The 14137-nt window shown below is 63.4% G+C and carries 20 protein-coding genes; 2 read left to right on the forward strand and 18 right to left on the reverse strand.

Annotation, left to right across the window (positions count from 1 at the left end):
• Positions 1 to 73: 73 nt before the first annotated feature.
• The 13 genes from ntrC to C515_RS23895 all read right to left on the reverse strand — a co-directional run bounded on the left by ntrC (position 74) and on the right by C515_RS23895 (position 10018).
• Positions 74 to 1489, reverse strand: a complete 1416-nt coding sequence (gene ntrC, locus C515_RS0118475; protein ID WP_028456700.1) for a nitrogen regulation protein NR(I) — start codon at positions 1487 to 1489, stop codon at positions 74 to 76.
• 96 nt (positions 1490 to 1585) lie between these two features.
• A complete protein-coding gene (glnL, locus tag C515_RS0118480) occupies positions 1586 to 2638 on the reverse strand; it encodes a nitrogen regulation protein NR(II) (RefSeq protein ID WP_028456701.1) in 1053 nt (350 codons plus the stop codon).
• 302 nt (positions 2639 to 2940) lie between these two features.
• Positions 2941 to 3459, reverse strand: coding sequence for a DUF4124 domain-containing protein (locus tag C515_RS0118485; RefSeq protein ID WP_043650472.1), 519 nt, complete (start codon positions 3457 to 3459; stop codon positions 2941 to 2943).
• A gap of 22 nt (positions 3460 to 3481) precedes the next feature.
• A complete protein-coding gene (locus C515_RS0118490) occupies positions 3482 to 3772 on the reverse strand; it encodes an Rdx family protein (RefSeq protein ID WP_028456703.1) in 291 nt (96 codons plus the stop codon).
• Positions 3769 to 4410 (reverse strand): HAD family hydrolase, encoded by a 642-nt coding sequence (locus tag C515_RS0118495; RefSeq protein ID WP_028456704.1) that lies wholly within the window; start codon positions 4408 to 4410, stop codon positions 3769 to 3771. Before C515_RS0118495 ends, C515_RS0118490 begins: the two co-directional genes overlap by 4 nt.
• A gap of 375 nt (positions 4411 to 4785) precedes the next feature.
• Positions 4786 to 5262, reverse strand: a complete 477-nt coding sequence (locus C515_RS0118500) for a transposase (protein ID WP_028456705.1) — start codon at positions 5260 to 5262, stop codon at positions 4786 to 4788.
• 446 nt (positions 5263 to 5708) lie between these two features.
• Positions 5709 to 7649, reverse strand: coding sequence for a DUF927 domain-containing protein (locus C515_RS0118505; RefSeq protein WP_158380885.1), 1941 nt, complete (start codon positions 7647 to 7649; stop codon positions 5709 to 5711).
• An 8-nt stretch (positions 7650 to 7657) separates the two neighbouring features.
• Positions 7658 to 8710: a DUF7146 domain-containing protein gene (locus tag C515_RS22000; RefSeq protein ID WP_051305112.1), complete on the reverse strand. Its 1053-nt coding sequence runs from the start codon at positions 8708 to 8710 to the stop codon at positions 7658 to 7660.
• A complete protein-coding gene (locus C515_RS0118515; RefSeq protein WP_028456707.1) occupies positions 8703 to 9059 on the reverse strand; it encodes a hypothetical protein in 357 nt (118 codons plus the stop codon). Before C515_RS0118515 ends, C515_RS22000 begins: the two co-directional genes overlap by 8 nt.
• On the reverse strand, positions 9052 to 9387 hold the full coding sequence (locus tag C515_RS0118520; RefSeq protein WP_028456708.1) for a hypothetical protein: 336 nt from the start codon (positions 9385 to 9387) through the stop codon (positions 9052 to 9054). Before C515_RS0118520 ends, C515_RS0118515 begins: the two co-directional genes overlap by 8 nt.
• Before the next feature lie 13 nt (positions 9388 to 9400).
• Positions 9401 to 9556: a hypothetical protein gene (locus tag C515_RS24235; protein ID WP_158380886.1), complete on the reverse strand. Its 156-nt coding sequence runs from the start codon at positions 9554 to 9556 to the stop codon at positions 9401 to 9403.
• A gap of 2 nt (positions 9557 to 9558) precedes the next feature.
• A complete protein-coding gene (locus C515_RS23890) occupies positions 9559 to 9807 on the reverse strand; it encodes a hypothetical protein (protein WP_144290563.1) in 249 nt (82 codons plus the stop codon).
• Positions 9800 to 10018 carry a hypothetical protein gene (locus C515_RS23895; RefSeq protein WP_144290564.1) on the reverse strand — a complete coding sequence of 73 codons (219 nt, stop codon included), beginning with the start codon at positions 10016 to 10018 and terminating at the stop codon, positions 9800 to 9802. The genes C515_RS23890 and C515_RS23895 overlap by 8 nt, the downstream gene beginning before the upstream one ends.
• A gap of 408 nt (positions 10019 to 10426) precedes the next feature.
• Between C515_RS23895 and C515_RS0118530 the strand changes: the two genes are divergently transcribed.
• Together C515_RS0118530 and C515_RS0118535 are read left to right on the forward strand one after the other, a co-directional pair.
• Complete coding sequence (locus tag C515_RS0118530; RefSeq protein ID WP_245575065.1) at positions 10427 to 10651, forward strand: type II toxin-antitoxin system RelE/ParE family toxin; 225 nt, start codon at positions 10427 to 10429, stop codon at positions 10649 to 10651.
• Between the two features lie 81 nt (positions 10652 to 10732).
• Positions 10733 to 10951, forward strand: coding sequence for a HigA family addiction module antitoxin (locus tag C515_RS0118535; RefSeq protein ID WP_444541992.1), 219 nt, complete (start codon positions 10733 to 10735; stop codon positions 10949 to 10951).
• Positions 10952 to 11085: 134 nt separating this feature from the next.
• Here C515_RS0118535 and C515_RS0118540 read toward each other — a convergent pair whose 3' ends face one another.
• From C515_RS0118540 to C515_RS0118555, 5 genes are all read right to left on the reverse strand, one after another.
• On the reverse strand, positions 11086 to 11964 hold the full coding sequence (locus C515_RS0118540; RefSeq protein ID WP_028456711.1) for a hypothetical protein: 879 nt from the start codon (positions 11962 to 11964) through the stop codon (positions 11086 to 11088).
• A gap of 29 nt (positions 11965 to 11993) precedes the next feature.
• Positions 11994 to 12242 carry a hypothetical protein gene (locus C515_RS0118545; protein WP_028456712.1) on the reverse strand — a complete coding sequence of 83 codons (249 nt, stop codon included), beginning with the start codon at positions 12240 to 12242 and terminating at the stop codon, positions 11994 to 11996.
• 3 nt (positions 12243 to 12245) lie between these two features.
• Positions 12246 to 12551, reverse strand: coding sequence for a helix-turn-helix transcriptional regulator (locus tag C515_RS23345; RefSeq protein WP_081687070.1), 306 nt, complete (start codon positions 12549 to 12551; stop codon positions 12246 to 12248).
• A complete protein-coding gene (locus C515_RS23900) occupies positions 12548 to 12772 on the reverse strand; it encodes a helix-turn-helix domain-containing protein (RefSeq protein ID WP_144290566.1) in 225 nt (74 codons plus the stop codon). Before C515_RS23900 ends, C515_RS23345 begins: the two co-directional genes overlap by 4 nt.
• Positions 12773 to 12879: 107 nt before the next feature.
• Positions 12880 to 13662, reverse strand: coding sequence for a hypothetical protein (locus tag C515_RS0118555; protein WP_028456714.1), 783 nt, complete (start codon positions 13660 to 13662; stop codon positions 12880 to 12882).
• Between the last annotated feature and the right edge of the window lie 475 nt (positions 13663 to 14137).

The raw sequence follows: 14137 nt of genomic DNA on the forward strand, positions 1-14137 counted from the left end.
GCCTCACGCCTCACGCCTCACGCCTCACGCCTCACGCCTCACGCCTCACGCCTCACGCCTCACACCTCACACCTCACACCTCACCACGCAGCTGCTCCATCCCCAGTTCCTGGATCTTGCGTGTGAGCGTGTTGCGGCCCCAGCCCAGGAGCTCGGCCGCTTCGATGCGCTTGCCGCCGGTGTGCGCGAGCGCGACCTCGATGGCGACGCGCTCGAAATCCGGCGTGAGCGTATCGAGTACCCGCGCTTCGCCGCGCGCCAGCCGCGCCTGCAATTCACTGGCGAAAAGCTGGCGCCAGTTGCCCATGCCGGGGCTGCTGCCGGCATCGCCGTCACCGCCATCCAGCAGTTCCGGGGGCAGGTCGGCTTCATCGACGACCTGGCCTGGCGCCATCACCGACATCCAGTGGCAGATGTTTTCCAGCTGGCGCACATTGCCGGGAAAGGCGAAGCCGGCCAGGCGCTGCATGGCGGCATCGGACAGGCGCTTGGGCTCGACACCGAGTTCGGCGGCGGACTTGGCGAGGAAATGCCGCGTCAGCAGGGCGATGTCCTCGCGGCGCTCGCGCAAGGAGGGCAGGCGCAGGCGGATCACGTTCAGGCGGTGAAACAGATCCTCGCGGAACTGGCCATCCTTCACGCGGCCTTCCAGGTTCTGGTGCGTCGCGGCAATCACGCGCACATTGGCCTTGATCGGCTGATGGCCGCCGACGCGGTAGTAAAAGCCGTCGGAGAGCACGCGCAGCAGCCGCGTCTGCAGATCGAAGGGCATGTCGCCGATTTCGTCGAGAAACAGCGTGCCGCCCTCGGCCTGCTCGAAGCGGCCGGTGCGGCGCGCATCCGCCCCGGTGAACGCGCCGCGCTCGTGGCCGAACAGTTCGGATTCGAGCAGATCCTTCGGAATCGCCGCGGTATTGAGCGCGATAAAGGGCTTGCCGGAGCGCGGGCTATGCCGGTGCAGCGCGCGCGCGACCAGCTCCTTGCCCGAGCCCGATTCGCCGGTGATCAGCACGGTGGCGGCCGATTGGCTAAGCCGGCCGATGGCGCGGAATACATCCTGCATTGCCGGTGCCTGGCCGAGCATTTCCGGCGTTTGCAGCGGCGCGTCGCTCTGGCTTTCCTGCTGCTCGCCCTCGGCCAGCGCCCGGCGGATCAGCGCGATGGCGGCATCAACGTCGAAGGGCTTGGGCAGGTATTCGAAGGCGCCGCCCTGAAAGGCCGACACCGCGCTGTCGAGGTCCGAATGCGCGGTCATGATGATGACCGGAATCTGCGGCCATTCGCGCTTCATCAGTTCGAGGAAGTTCAGCCCCGATTCGCCGGGCATGCGGATGTCGCACACCACGGCCTGCGGGCGTTCCACTTGCAGGCGGGCGACGGCTTCGGTGGCCGAGGGAAAGGTGGCGTGCGCGATGTGCTCGCGCGCCAGCGCCTTTTCGAAGACCCAGCGGATGGAGCGGTCATCATCAATGATCCAGACGGTTGCCATGGTTTCTGCCGTGTTGGTGATTCGTCTATGTATACGTCTGCAGCCTTTATATCGCTTGGGCTGTGGGCGTATACCTGTTGTTCGTGTCGGTGTGGCTCAGTGCTCGCCGCCCTTCCAGGCGTTCAGCGGCAGCAGGATGGTGAAGCAGGTGTGCCCCGGGCGGCTGTCGAATTCAATGGTGCCATGGTGTTGCACCACGAAGGTGTGCGCCAGATGCAGGCCGATGCCGGTGCCGCCCGGCCGGCCCGAGACCAGCGGGTAGAACAGCGTGTCGCGCAGCCCCTCCGGAATGCCCGGGCCGTTGTCGATGATGTCGATGCGCAGCGCGAGCGGAAAGCGCTGGCGGTTCAGCGTCACCTGCCGCGCGATGCGCGTGCGCAGGATGATTTCGCCAATGCCGCTCATCGCCTGGATGGCGTTGCGCACGATATTGAGCACCGACTGGATCAGCTGCTCGCGGTCGGCGATCAGCGAGGGCAGGCTGGTGTCGTAGTCGCGGCGCACGGCCAGGCCATTCGGTGTTTCCGCCAGTACCAGGCTGCGCACGCGCTCAAGGACCTCATGAATGTTCAGTTCCTTCAGCTGCGGCAGGCGGTGCGGCGTCAGCAGCCGGTCGAGCAGGCCCTGCAGGCGCTGGACTTCCTCGACAATGACCTGCGTGTACTCGCGATACTGCGGGTCGGGCAGTTCGTGCGCCAGCAGTTGCGCCGCCCCGCGGATGCCGCCGAGCGGGTTCTTGATTTCGTGCGCCAGGTTGCGGATCAGCTCGCGGTTGGCCTGCTGCTGCGCCTGCACGCGCTCTTCATTGACGATGCGGCGCTGCTGGTCAATGCGGCGGATTTCCAGCAACCAGGCGGCGGCCGGTGATTCGATGGGCAGCACGTCCAGCGAGACATACATATCGCCCAGACTGCCCGGCACGATCAGCTCGTGTTCGGTGATCGACATTTGCGCGGCCTGCGCCGCGCGCACGGCCTGCACGATGGCGCTGGCCGGGCCGAAGCAGGCATCCACCGGCAGGCCCAGCGGCTCGCGCAGCACGAACAGGCTGTCGGCGGCCGGGTTGCGGTAGACGACGCGCGCCTCGTGATCGAGCGCCAGCACGGCGGTATCGAGAAAATCCAGGCCGGCGAAGGCAGGATGGGGCATGGTGGGCTCCTGACGGGTTGATGACTGTCCAGCAAAAGCCATGCCAAGAGGCTGGCGACTGATTTCGGGGCGTATGCGGGAGTTGCAGGGCAAAAAACGGGGCGAGCGGCCGCGTCATGCACCATTGTAGTGCGTGAGGCGTGAGGCGTGAGGCGTGAGGCGTGAGGCGTGAGGCGTGAGGCGTGAGGTGTGGGGTGTGGGGTGTGGGGTGTGGGGTGTGGGGTGTGGGGCAGCAAAAAGCCGTCAGGGTATGACGGCTTTGGGGCGGGCGGGCGCCGGCTTGGCCGGCTGCGGGTTCCTGCCTATTGCACGCGCGACAATTCCTTCTGCAGCGCGGCGACGTTCTTTTCGTGCATGACGACGGTTTCGCGCAGGCGGCCCAGCCGTTCGAGGTATTTGCTCGGGTTGGCCTTTTCATCGGCGCTCTTGTTGCCCTCGGCGTCGCCCAGCGCCTTGCGGGCCTGTGTCAGCAGCGACTGCTCGTTGCTGAGCTCGTCTTGCAGGATGCGCTTGCGATTCGAGTCGCGGCTGCGCTGCGTTTCGGCATCCACCTTGGGGAAGTTCGCCGGGCTGGGCGTGTTGACCTTCTGCGTGCCGCCGCTGCTGCCACTGTTGCTGCTGCTGCGCTTGGGCGGCGGGCTGCCGCTGTAGATCACGCTGGGCGTATCGATGTAGACGCGTTGCGCCCCCTTGGGCGGGTTGCGCTCGTTGGTGAACACCACATTGCCGTTCTCGTCGACATATTTGTAAATGTCGGCGAGCGCCAGCGGGCTGGCGAGCACGAGAAGGGCGGCGGGGAGCAGAAAGGAGCGGATTGTCATGGCGCCGTTACGTTACCACAGGTCAGGGGCGTGTATCACTATGGCCCAGCGAGCGGTCCGGGGCAATCAGGTCGCGGACGCGCTGCTTGAGCTCCTTGGCCTCGGGGAAGCGTTCTTCGACCTTGCGATCCCAGATCAGCTGCCCGTCGCAGTGCACGACAAAAATCCCGCCAGTCCCCGGTTGCAGGGCAACCTCCCCGACTTCGTCCGCGAAGGTCGACAGCAGTTCCTGCGCCAGCCAGGCCGCGCGCAGCAGCCAGTTGCAGCGCGTGCAGTAGTGGATGGTGATGCGTGGGTGGCGGGTGTCGTTCATGCCGGTACTCCGGATGCCAGTGCGATGCCGTGCTGGCGCAATTGTGCGCGGGTGTGGGCCATGTCGTGATGGTGGATGCCCAGCCAGCCCAGCATGCTGGCAGCCTGCGCGTTGACGGCTGAATCGTCGATGAATGCGATCTCGTTTCCGGCAATATCGGGAAGCTGGCTGGCGATGTGCGAATGCATGAGCTGGTATATGGCTGGATCCGGCTTGATCATTTGCTCGCGGCCGGATACCACGATGTGGCGAAAGCGCTGCAGGAAGGGGTAATGGGCTTCGGCATAGGGGTAGGTTTCCGCCGACCAGTTGGTCAGGCCATAGAGCGGCATGCCGAGCGCTTCCAGTTCGTCCAGCAGCGCCATGCCCTCGGCCAGCGTGCCGCGCAGCGTCTTCGGCCACTGGCCGTAAAATGCCTCGATCAGCGCCGCGTGCTCGGGGAATTCGGCGATCTTGCTCGCGGTAGCGTCGGCCAGCGCGCGACCGGCGTCCTGCTGGATGTTCCATGCCGGATTGCACACCTCGCGCAGAAACCACGCGCGCTCCTCGGCGTCGGCAATCAGCTCGCGGTACAGGTAGTCGGGATTCCAGTCGAACAGCACGCCACCGAAATCGAACACGACGGCACGGATGGGCATGGGCAGGTACTCCGCAGGAAATGCAAGGAATGAGAGCCGCATTCTACGTGAACGCGTGCCGGGCAGCGGCGAGAAAAAACCCCGCCGGAGCGGGGTTTTCCATTCGCAGTAAAACGCGCTGATTCAGCGAGTAATACATGGGCCTAGCATTTATGCGGGTTGCAGGCTGTTGGAAAAAAAACGGGGGGAAAAACGGGGGGACTCAGAAGGGATTTTTGCAAAATCGCCCCCCGCTTGGCCTACTTGGGGGGGCTGACCCGGTTACACCGCATAGCCCCTATCTATACCTTTTTTAGATTTGATTGATATTAACTATCAAAGGTGGAAGAGGTATAAACCGCAACTATTTGGTGTTGAGTGTCACACCTGCCGCGCTCACCCTTTCGGCTTTCTTCTGGTCATCGGCTCGGCAAGACTGCCCATGCGCAGCTCGTACCCCTTGCCCTGCAAATCCCAGTACACGACCCACTTGATACCCTCGCCCCAGCATGCTGCCGTCGCCTGCCGGAACTTGCGCACCGCTGCCGCGCTGGGCGGCCTCGGGTAGTCGGGGTCTGTGCCGATGAACTTGGCGACACTGTAGGAATCTTTCGCCATATCGACGACACCCTGATCGGACAGCCCCCACAGCTCCTGTACCAGCAAGTAGCGCAGCATCATTCCCAGGCTAAAGCCCTTGCGCCCGGTGCTCTGAATATCGCTCTGGTAGTAGGGCCGCGCTGCCGCTTCCAGCCCTGCCCAGTTCACCGACTCATGCAGGAACTGCAGCAGCTCGGCACGTGCCGGCGGGTTGCTGCGTTTCCAGCGATTGCTTGTAAACAGGGTGCCGCCATGCGCAGAAAGTGCGTTCACTTGTGCTTTCATCGCTTTCTATACCTCGTTCACTATGTTCTATGGGGCCACGGTCGGGAAAAACTGGGGTCCGAATTACCCGCAGGGGGAAACACCCGGAAGGACCCACGCCCGCTGACCATGCCGGCCTGATGTGCCCATGCCCACCCGCTAGCCAGCCCCCAAACAATCCGCCGCGCTGCTTACACGTCCCCCCCGTTCTTGGCATCGCCCAGCAAAAAATCGCGTCGGTTGTAAGCTTGCGCGCCCACCTCGCGCGCGCCGCCGTCCGGGGGGGGTGACAAAACAAGGTGTAACAGGTGTAACGGTGTAACAACCAATAAATACGCGGGTTCCAGCGTTACACCTTTTTTTTGGAAGGTGTAACAGGTGTAACAGCAAGGGGGCGTAAATCAACGGAATCAGGGTGGCGTTGTTTGCGCAAGTCTTTGAATATGCTATGGAAATCAGATTTCCGCGCCGTCGTCGTCTGCGGGCAGGAAGTCGCCGCTAAACAGCGTGGGCAGCACGACATAAACCCGGATCAGCTTATGCCCCGGCATCCGTTTGTTACACGAATACTTGCCGCTTGCGTCAGTTTTAAGGATGCCAAGGGACGCCAGCAGCTTGTTTGCCCGGCGCGTATCGACCCCGGCCAGCACCTCTTTCGCCCACGCATCGGCCTGAACGTAATAGGTCGTTTCCGTATAGCTGCTGTCCTTGTCCTTCAGTCCTTCGGGGTTGACCGGGTTGACCTCACGCCAGCCGCAGCGGCTCAGTGTGCGCGGCGCGTCTTTATCGACGGCGGACGGGTCTTCACCGATGCGGCTATAGCGTGCCTCACCATGAATAGTGAAGTGCAGCCGCACTTGCTCCAGTATCTGCCGGTCCTCTTCGCTACCCGCACCGCCGCGCCCGCGCACCCAGCCCCGGAACAACTCACCCGCTGCCCGTTGCGGATCACCAGCCGGCCAGCCGGTCAGCCCCAGATGCGCTGCCAGATCGCCGGCAAACGCGGCCAGCGCGAAATAACCCGCCGCGTGCGTCACTTGGGCGCTTGCCCCTTCCGGTACGTACTGATGCGCAAAACGCTGCATGGCGGCCTTGATGCTTTCTTCCAGCTCATGCCGGGGGATCGATACCAGCCCCTGCAGCCATGCCACCCCCGCCGCGCCGTGCTGCGCTTTCGCGGTATCGCGCAGGTGTGTGCACAAGGGGTGATAGCTCGCAAAGCCGTGCAGCTCGGGCCATGTGCCGCGCCCTTGCCCGGTGTTCAGCTCGATAAAGCGCACCAACTGCCCGGCACTTACCTTGCCGCCGTTCTTCTCGATGTAGGCTTGGATGGATGGCTCGCCGGTACTCAGCACAAAACACGACCAGCGCGCATGATCGCGCAGCGCGCCCACGTCGCTGGATCGCGTTTTGCCCTTGGACTGCGACAGGCTGTAGACCACCGCGCCTACGTCAATCTTTTTGCCGGCCTGCCCCAGTTCATCCAGCAGAAACGGCAAATCGTTGTACACCGTCGCTGCCGATTCCAACCCGTTCTCGGTGGCTGTCCAGCTCAGTTTGTAGTCTTCCGGGTTGCCCCAGAGGCTGGCCGCCATGTAACACACGGTACTCTTTCCGTCTTTTGAATCGCCAAAGATGTGGAATCCGCCCGTATCCATCCCGGCAAAGCGCAGCAAGGGGCCGGCAAAGCCGCTGCAGATCGACAGCATCAACAGCGGATTGCCGACGGCATACCGGGCGATGCCATCGCGCCACGCTGCCACCGTTCCCGCGCTGGCAATCGGTGTTTTTGCCCGGCCTTGGTAAATCACCGGCTCCTCGCCAGCATCACCGATTACCTCGTCGGGCAAGACAAACCGCCCATCATGCCATCCGGTGGCCTTCACCAGCCGCAGCCGCTGCCCATCCACACCGCTGGCCAGATACTGCAGCAGCAGTTTTTTCGCATCGTTGGCCGTGCTGATCCACAAGCCCAGTTCGGCCAGCTCTTCCAGCACGCGGGTAGAATCTTGCGATACCAGCTTGCCACGCGGGATCAGATGTTGTTTCTCGTTGCCGTCCAGATCGGCCAGCCGCACCACGACCGACCAGCCCAGCCCGGCAAAATCCCGCGCCAGCCCGATGATGAACAGCGGGCCGCACAGCTTGCGCCCGTCGCCCTCGTCATCCTCGCCGCTGCGGTAATACACCCCGTCAGCCTTGGCGCGGTACTGCCCAGCGCCAGCCTTTACCGTTTGCGCCTTGCGTTTTTCCGGCTTGCCGGTCGCCGTGGCCTCATTGGCGGGCTTTTTCTCGCTTGTGCTCTTTTGCGGGGCCGTGCCGCCGGGCTTGAAGGCCGGGACGGCCTCCGGGTTCAGCAGCGTTTGCAGGTCGTCCCTGCCGGGTTCTACGTTCACTTGAGCCGTCATTGCGGTTTACTCCAATCATCATGTTTCACGGTCAGCACATCCAGCCAGTCCAGCCCCGGCAGGCTCGGCAGCACAATTCGCACTGTGCGGCCTTGCGCGTGCATGCGTTCGGCCAGTTGTCGCGCTGCCCGCTGGCCCGCACCACTAGCGTCCAAATCCCCGAACACGAATACCTCGCTCACGCTGTCAGGCAGCCAGGCATGCGCCAAGCCAAAGGCCGACACGCCCGCCCAGCAGGGCAGATTGTTGGCCGCCGTCACGGCAAGGGCCGTTTCGATGCCCTCGGCAATCGCTAGTTGATGCGTAGGCGCATGCAGGCGGATCGCCGCGCCTTCCAGCCGGCCAGAGGCGCGGGTCATTTTCTTGACCTCGGCAACGGCAGCCTTGCGGCCATCAGGCGTCAAATGCGTCTTGTGCAGCGCCAGCGCCCGGCCATCGGGGGCGAGTACCGGTGCCACCATTGCCGGGAATTCGCCCAGCTTCACCAGCTCGCCGGCCTCGTTGCGTTCCCAATAGGGCAAGGCCGGGTGAAACCGCAGTGTGCGCGGATACTCGCCCAACTCAAGCCCGCGCTGGGCCAGATACAGGCCGGCAGGGCAAGCCGCCGTGATGGGCTGGCATTGCTGCCAGATCGCGCGGTTTTGCGCCGCCACCTTGGCCCAGTCGCGGGCCTGCTGTTCGGCTTCCCGGCGCTGGCGCTGCTCGATTTCCGCCGCGCTCAGGCCAGCGCCAGCCACTACGCCAGCACCACCCAGAAAGCGGGACACATAGCGGCAGGCCTCGATGAAATCGACGCGCAGCCAGCCCCGCAGCAGCGCGAAACCGTCGCCACCATCGGGGCAGCACTGATTGCAGATGTACGTCCCGCGCCCTTCCCGGTCGGAGAAGCGGAAACGGTCCTTGCCCGTGCCGCACAGCGGGCAGGGGCCGTGCTTGCGGTTCAGGTTCCGGTCACTCAGCCCAGCCGCCAGCAAAATATCGCGCCAGCGGCCCCGTGCAGCCTCTTTCAGGGCCGGAATATCGATGCGCTCGCTCTTCTGCTCAGTCATCGCGGCCCCCATCCAGCAAGGCCAGCGCCGCCCGGCAATCAGCCAGCAAACGCGGTGGCAGATAGGAATCGGTACTGAAGGGCTTGCCCGGCCCCTCGCACTCGTTCACTACTGCCGCCAGCGCCGCACGGATCGCCGCCCCGCCGCGCTCGTAGCGGGGCAGGCCCAGTGCCTGTTGCCATTTCATCGCCTGCAGCGTGCGCCGCGCGACGGCCTTGTTAACGCCAGCCGGTGCCCAGCCGTCACACTCGACATTCAGCAGGAAGCATTGCAGCAGCCATGCCTGAAAGCCCAACCCGGCCGGATCGGCCAGCAGCCCGCCGGGGACCGGAGAATCGCGCTCAGTCATCGCCGCCGCCCTCATCATCCGGGTGTTGCTCGATAGCCCACTGCAACAGGGCGAGCTTTGCCTCTGCAGATTCAATTTCTGCCTTGTCACGCGCCAATTTAAGCCGCGTCCCAAGCGTCACAAGCGCACCAGCAACAGCCGGATTAGCATTAGCCTGATCGGCTAGCGCCACCGCCACGACTTCCAGCGCTTCCATTGCTTCGCTGCACGCTGCCAGCGTCTTTAATGCATCACCATCCGCAGCCAGTAGCGCCGTTTCCTGCTCATCCGGCGTGGTTTCAGCTTGAGCGACTCCGCCGCCCACCGTGTTGGTGTTCGTTTTGTTCATGGTTTGTCCTCGTTCAGTAGCGGGTTTTGGCTAGCACGAAATGCAGGCGCATTTGCGCCGGTTTGGCGCGTTCGGTCTTGGGTGTGAGGGTTTGCCGCTGCAGGGGGGCGATAACGCGGCCACGGGCCGCAGAATCGGCGGCAGGGTTGAAGCGTGAGGGTTTACGCATGCTTATATCCCCAGCAGCCGGCATTGCCGCACGGCGACGCCAAGCCGGGCCGCTATCGCCGCACATTCTGCGGCGCTATACGGCAGATCGCGGTACGGAGAGACGGGCAGCCGCACGGAATGGCCGCCAACCGTCTGACAGGCTTCCAGATAAAACAGCGTGTCGGCGGGATAATGGCGAATGGCCGCATGGGTTGATTCATCGCCACGCGCGTGCACGGACTGGCGGGAATACTGCAGAGAATTACACATGGCCGCGCCCTCCCATCACATGCGCCAGCACCACGCCGGCCAGCGCCAGCAGCGGCACAATCAACGATGTATCACGTTCAAACGCAAGAACGGCAATGGCTGCAAAGGCATACCCAAGGGCATGGCGCAGTAGGGCGGAAAAACGAGGGGTAGAAACAGAGGGGGAACGGACGGACGCGGGCGAGCCGGTCCTTGCGACTTCGATAGCCATGGTGCTGGCCTCCTTGGTTGGGTGTGAACACCCGCCGCTCGCTGCTAAACGAGGGTGGCAGGCGCGTAGCAGGGTTAGCAGACCGGAACCAAGGGACCGGCAGGCCGAAGCCTCCCCACCACGGCCCACCATTGAAGGCGCAACTATGGCGTATGCAGACGCGCCCGGCGCGTAAACGCCGAACGAAAAAAAGCTGCGCAAAATGGGCAGCTCGTCTGCCTTGGTTTTTTCCGGGCTGCTAAACCCGGTCGTGCTATTGAACACGACCCCGGAACGATAGTCCGCGCTGGCGCTGTCCGTCAAGCCCTTGCGCAGCAGTTGGCTTTTCGTAACCTTTCGGGTTACACTTGCTGCATGATTGCATCTTTCACCCACAAAGGGCTTGAGCGCTTCCACCGCACGGGCAGCATGGCCGGCATCCAGCCCATGCACGCCAAACGCTTGCGGCACATCTTGCTGTTGCTCGACACTGCAGGCAGCGCCGCAGACGTTGACGCCCCCGGCTTGCGCCTGCACCCGTTGAGCGGCCAGCAGCAGGGTTTTTGGTCGGTGACGGTGCAAGCAAACTGGCGCGTCATCTTTCGCTTTGAAGGCCATGATGTGCACCTTGTTGATTATCTCGACTACCACTGACGGAGCGCCACCATGACAACAATGCACAAACCGCCGCACCCCGGCGAAATACTGCGGGACTTGTGGCTTGAGCCGCTGGGCTTGTCGATCACCCGCGCCGCCGAAAAGCTGCAGGTATCGCGCAAAACGCTGTCCGAGATTGTGAATGGTCGTGCGGGCATCAGCGCGGAAATGGCATTCAGGCTGGAACTGGCGTTCGGCAAACGCGCAGAATCGTGGCTGGCGATGCAAGCGGCCTTTGACCTTTGGCAATTGCAAAGCCAGCGTGAACGCTTTGCGATTGAACGCATTGCAGCGTGAGCCACCGCGCAGAATAAACCCGCCCTTCTCGTTCTGGGCGGGCATGACACGGCACAGCAGCGGCCAAATGCCGGAAAATTTTCCGGCATTAGCCGCCTTCCTGCCGACAGCCACAGACATGCAGGCGACCATGCTTAGCCCTCCGCGCCGCAGCGGATCACGGCGCGGGCATCGTTCGCCGGATCATCATCCTCATAGAGCGGGCGCACCAGCCCGGCCTTCACGCCGTTCTGATAGGCTTTCATGCTTTCGATGGTGACTTCCACACCAACCAGTAGGCTGATCAGGCTGCCCACCATATCCAGCAAGGTGGCCACCTCGACACGCAACGCCTCGATGCCTTCCAGCCCGTGCTCGATAGTGCCAAACGTCGCAGCGCTGGCCTGTTCGTTGCGTGCATCGGCCCATGCCTCGCGCGTTTCAAAGTGGGCCGCGCCCACCGCCGCAGCCCATGCGCTGAACGTCGCGGATTCCGTCAGCAGCAGGCCGAATACGTCCTGATCGTAAACGCCGAAATCCGGGCTGATGGCTTCCAGCGCCCGCAGATTCAGCATGGCGAGCGCATGCCCGCTATCCTTGCCCGTCAGGTCGGCCAGCGGCTGGAAATCGCACCAACCCAGATCAGCCAGCGCGCGGGCCGTCTGGATCGGCATCACCATGGCATCGGCCCCGTTTTGCAACAGGTTTTTCAGGTAGTGCGCTTCCACCGATGCAGCAGGCGGCAGCAGCAGGCCGTCGTCCTCTTCGCCGGCCACTACCGGCAGCAGCGCGAACACATCCGGCGCGGCCTCGGGGTTGTCGGAAAAGCCGGCATCCATCGCGTCCTCGGACGGCACGCCGATCAGCTCGAAATCGCCAGCGCCCGGCGCGGTGCTGGCCGCCGCCTCGTGGCTGGCGTCATTGGCGGCCTTGCTGGTGTGCTGGCTGGCTTGCTGCGCGATGGCTTCGACCATCTCACCGATGGCGCGAACAACGGCTTTCAGGTCAAACGGGGTTTGTTTGGATTGGGTCATGGTTTGCTTTCCTTCAATTAAAAAATCAATCAAAAATCAGATTTGGGGTACTGCAGTTCCGTACGATGAATCAGGGTTTTTTTCTTGCGGGTGGCGCTCCTTTGGGTCAGCAGCAGCGACGCGGCCAGTAATGCAATGCCATCGGGCGTCATTGCCAGCGTGCGGGCGGTTTCCAGCGCCTTGCGTGCGGCTTTGATGCTGGCCTTGGCGCCAGCGGGAAAGCGCGCTTGCAGGGCCGGGAATCGCTGCAACAATGTTTCGGGTGTCGGGTTGCGCATGGGTCAGCCGGCGTGCTGATCGCGGGCCGCAACCAAGCCAGCGATGTACTGCTGTACTTCGTGCTGCAGCCATGCCACTGCCTTGCCGCCCAAGGGGACGGGCTTCGGGGCTTTGCCGGCTGCGATTGAGGCGTACCATGCCGACCTACTTAGGCCGGTTTGGCGCAGCACCTCCGACAAGCGAATGAGCACAAAAAATGGGGCCTGATCGGCACGGGGCTGGGTGTCGGTCGTCGTCGGGGATTTGATCGGGGTAACGCTGGCGCTGGCCGGGGTCTGGCCGGCAGGGATGGTGGGCTTGCGAATCATGCCGCACCGCCTTTGCCGTCATGCTTTACGACGTAGATCGCAGCAAATGCTTCGACATCAGCGGGGGTATAGAAAACCCTGCGGCCTGCTTTGCTGTACGGGAGGGGCGGGAGGCCAGCCGGCGTCCCCAGGCATCGCCATTTCGCCAATGTGCTGCGCTTGATGCCCAGCACAAGGGCTGCTTGTTGGTCTGACCAACGTTCAAGATGAAGATGGGACATGATTGCATCCTTCAGTTTCCCGACGTTGCCGGGGATGGATGCAACTATGCGTTATGGGGTATTCCAATCAATCGCCAAGATTGGAAAAACGGGGAAGCATGCGCGTTTTACTTTTTGAGCAAGTCCCACTTGCCGCAGCGCGACGCCTGAAAAGTTGACCAAGCCAAATCAGCCCGCCCGCCGCCCTTTGCGCCGCTATCCAGCACAGAGGTAAAAGCATCCTTGTCCGGATCACGGGTAACGCAAAAGCCAGCGATGAGCACCTCGCCGCCCGCTTGCTCGACTTGCCGCACCATCTCGCGCCAGATTGTTATGGCGTGCAGCTCGACACCGCTCTGCATAAGGCTCGCGCGGACGCGCTCGGCAAGCCGCCGAATGCCGACATTGGTTTTTCTGCCACGATGGGGGATCAATTGCAGCTCAGCAAGGCGAGCGCGGTAGAGCAACGCACAGCGGAGTGCCTTTTTTTCCTCGCTGACCTGCTCAGGCTCAACAGCATGCGCACGCGCCCACGCCTCGCCAATCAGGTTTAGCGCGCTGGCAAATTGGTTCGCGCCCGGCGGCGCAATGAGTGCAACGGCAGCAGCCCTGCCGGAAATGTCTAGACCCCACTGCAGCCGCGCCCGCAGCTTGTCCAGATAGTCAGCACACTGCGCATCATCGCCCGCCAGACTGGCCGAAACGACAGCATCGGCAAGGCGGCGATGCGTGGCCCGCTCATCGTCCGCAAGTACATCGGCCAGCGAGCGCGGCCAGCCGCGCAGCGCTTCCCATGCCGCCACGGGTTGCGGCCCGTAAACTTCGTGGTGTGCCTCGCTGGCGGCGACCACTTCCACGGGCTTGCGGTTGATCCTTACCGGCTGGGCCTTGTCATCTTCGCTGTCCTGCATCCCTTGCCCCTTCATGCAAGAGCCCTCACAGATGGAGAACCCCGGCGGGCAGGTGAAGGCGTCTGCTTTTCGCCCCGTCGGGCTAGCCGGTTGCAAGCATTCTGCCATCGTTTGACGGCGTGTGCTGTGCGGCAGCGACACGCCGGGCGGAAGTGCCAAGAGTTTCAGGCGCTGGGCGCAGTACCGACACGTCGGGCGGAAGTGCCAAGAGTTTCAGGCGCTGGGCGCAGTACCGACACGCCGGGCGGAAGTGCCAAGAGTTTCAGGCGCTGGGCGTAGCACCGACACGCCGGGCGGAAGTGCCAAGAGTTTCAGGCGCTGGGCGCAGTACCGACACGCCGGGCGGAAGTGGCAAGAGTTTCAGGCGCTGGGCGCAGTACCGACACGCCGGGCGGAAGTGCCAAGAGTTTCAGGCGCTGGGCGCAGCACCGACACGCCGGGCGGAAGTGCCAAGAGTTTCAGGCGCTGGGCGCAG

The sequence above is a fragment of the Chitinilyticum litopenaei DSM 21440 genome (genome assembly GCF_000428145.1).
GTDB lineage: Bacteria > Pseudomonadota > Gammaproteobacteria > Burkholderiales > Chitinibacteraceae > Chitinilyticum > Chitinilyticum litopenaei.

Excerpts from the sequence above, each read along its gene's own strand:
- ntrC (WP_028456700.1), bottom strand. The coding sequence starts at position 1,489 with ATGGCAACCGTCTGGATCATTGATGATGACCGCTCCATCCGCTGGGTC.
- glnL (WP_028456701.1), bottom strand. The coding sequence starts at position 2,638 with ATGCCCCATCCTGCCTTCGCCGGCCTGGATTTTCTCGATACCGCCGTG.
- C515_RS0118485 (WP_043650472.1), bottom strand. The coding sequence starts at position 3,459 with ATGACAATCCGCTCCTTTCTGCTCCCCGCCGCCCTTCTCGTGCTCGCC.
- C515_RS0118490 (WP_028456703.1), bottom strand. The coding sequence starts at position 3,772 with ATGAACGACACCCGCCACCCACGCATCACCATCCACTACTGCACGCGC.
- C515_RS0118495 (WP_028456704.1), bottom strand. The coding sequence starts at position 4,410 with ATGCCCATCCGTGCCGTCGTGTTCGATTTCGGTGGCGTGCTGTTCGAC.
- C515_RS22000 (WP_051305112.1), bottom strand. The coding sequence starts at position 8,710 with ATGACTGAGCAGAAGAGCGAGCGCATCGATATTCCGGCCCTGAAAGAG.
- C515_RS0118515 (WP_028456707.1), bottom strand. The coding sequence starts at position 9,059 with ATGACTGAGCGCGATTCTCCGGTCCCCGGCGGGCTGCTGGCCGATCCG.
- C515_RS0118520 (WP_028456708.1), bottom strand. The coding sequence starts at position 9,387 with ATGAACAAAACGAACACCAACACGGTGGGCGGCGGAGTCGCTCAAGCT.
- C515_RS24235 (WP_158380886.1), bottom strand. The coding sequence starts at position 9,556 with ATGCGTAAACCCTCACGCTTCAACCCTGCCGCCGATTCTGCGGCCCGT.
- C515_RS23890 (WP_144290563.1), bottom strand. The coding sequence starts at position 9,807 with ATGTGTAATTCTCTGCAGTATTCCCGCCAGTCCGTGCACGCGCGTGGC.
- C515_RS23895 (WP_144290564.1), bottom strand. The coding sequence starts at position 10,018 with ATGGCTATCGAAGTCGCAAGGACCGGCTCGCCCGCGTCCGTCCGTTCC.
- C515_RS0118530 (WP_245575065.1), top strand. The coding sequence starts at position 10,427 with ATGGCCGGCATCCAGCCCATGCACGCCAAACGCTTGCGGCACATCTTG.
- C515_RS0118540 (WP_028456711.1), bottom strand. The coding sequence starts at position 11,964 with ATGACCCAATCCAAACAAACCCCGTTTGACCTGAAAGCCGTTGTTCGC.
- C515_RS0118545 (WP_028456712.1), bottom strand. The coding sequence starts at position 12,242 with ATGCGCAACCCGACACCCGAAACATTGTTGCAGCGATTCCCGGCCCTG.
- C515_RS23345 (WP_081687070.1), bottom strand. The coding sequence starts at position 12,551 with ATGATTCGCAAGCCCACCATCCCTGCCGGCCAGACCCCGGCCAGCGCC.
- C515_RS23900 (WP_144290566.1), bottom strand. The coding sequence starts at position 12,772 with ATGTCCCATCTTCATCTTGAACGTTGGTCAGACCAACAAGCAGCCCTT.
- C515_RS0118555 (WP_028456714.1), bottom strand. The coding sequence starts at position 13,662 with ATGCAGGACAGCGAAGATGACAAGGCCCAGCCGGTAAGGATCAACCGC.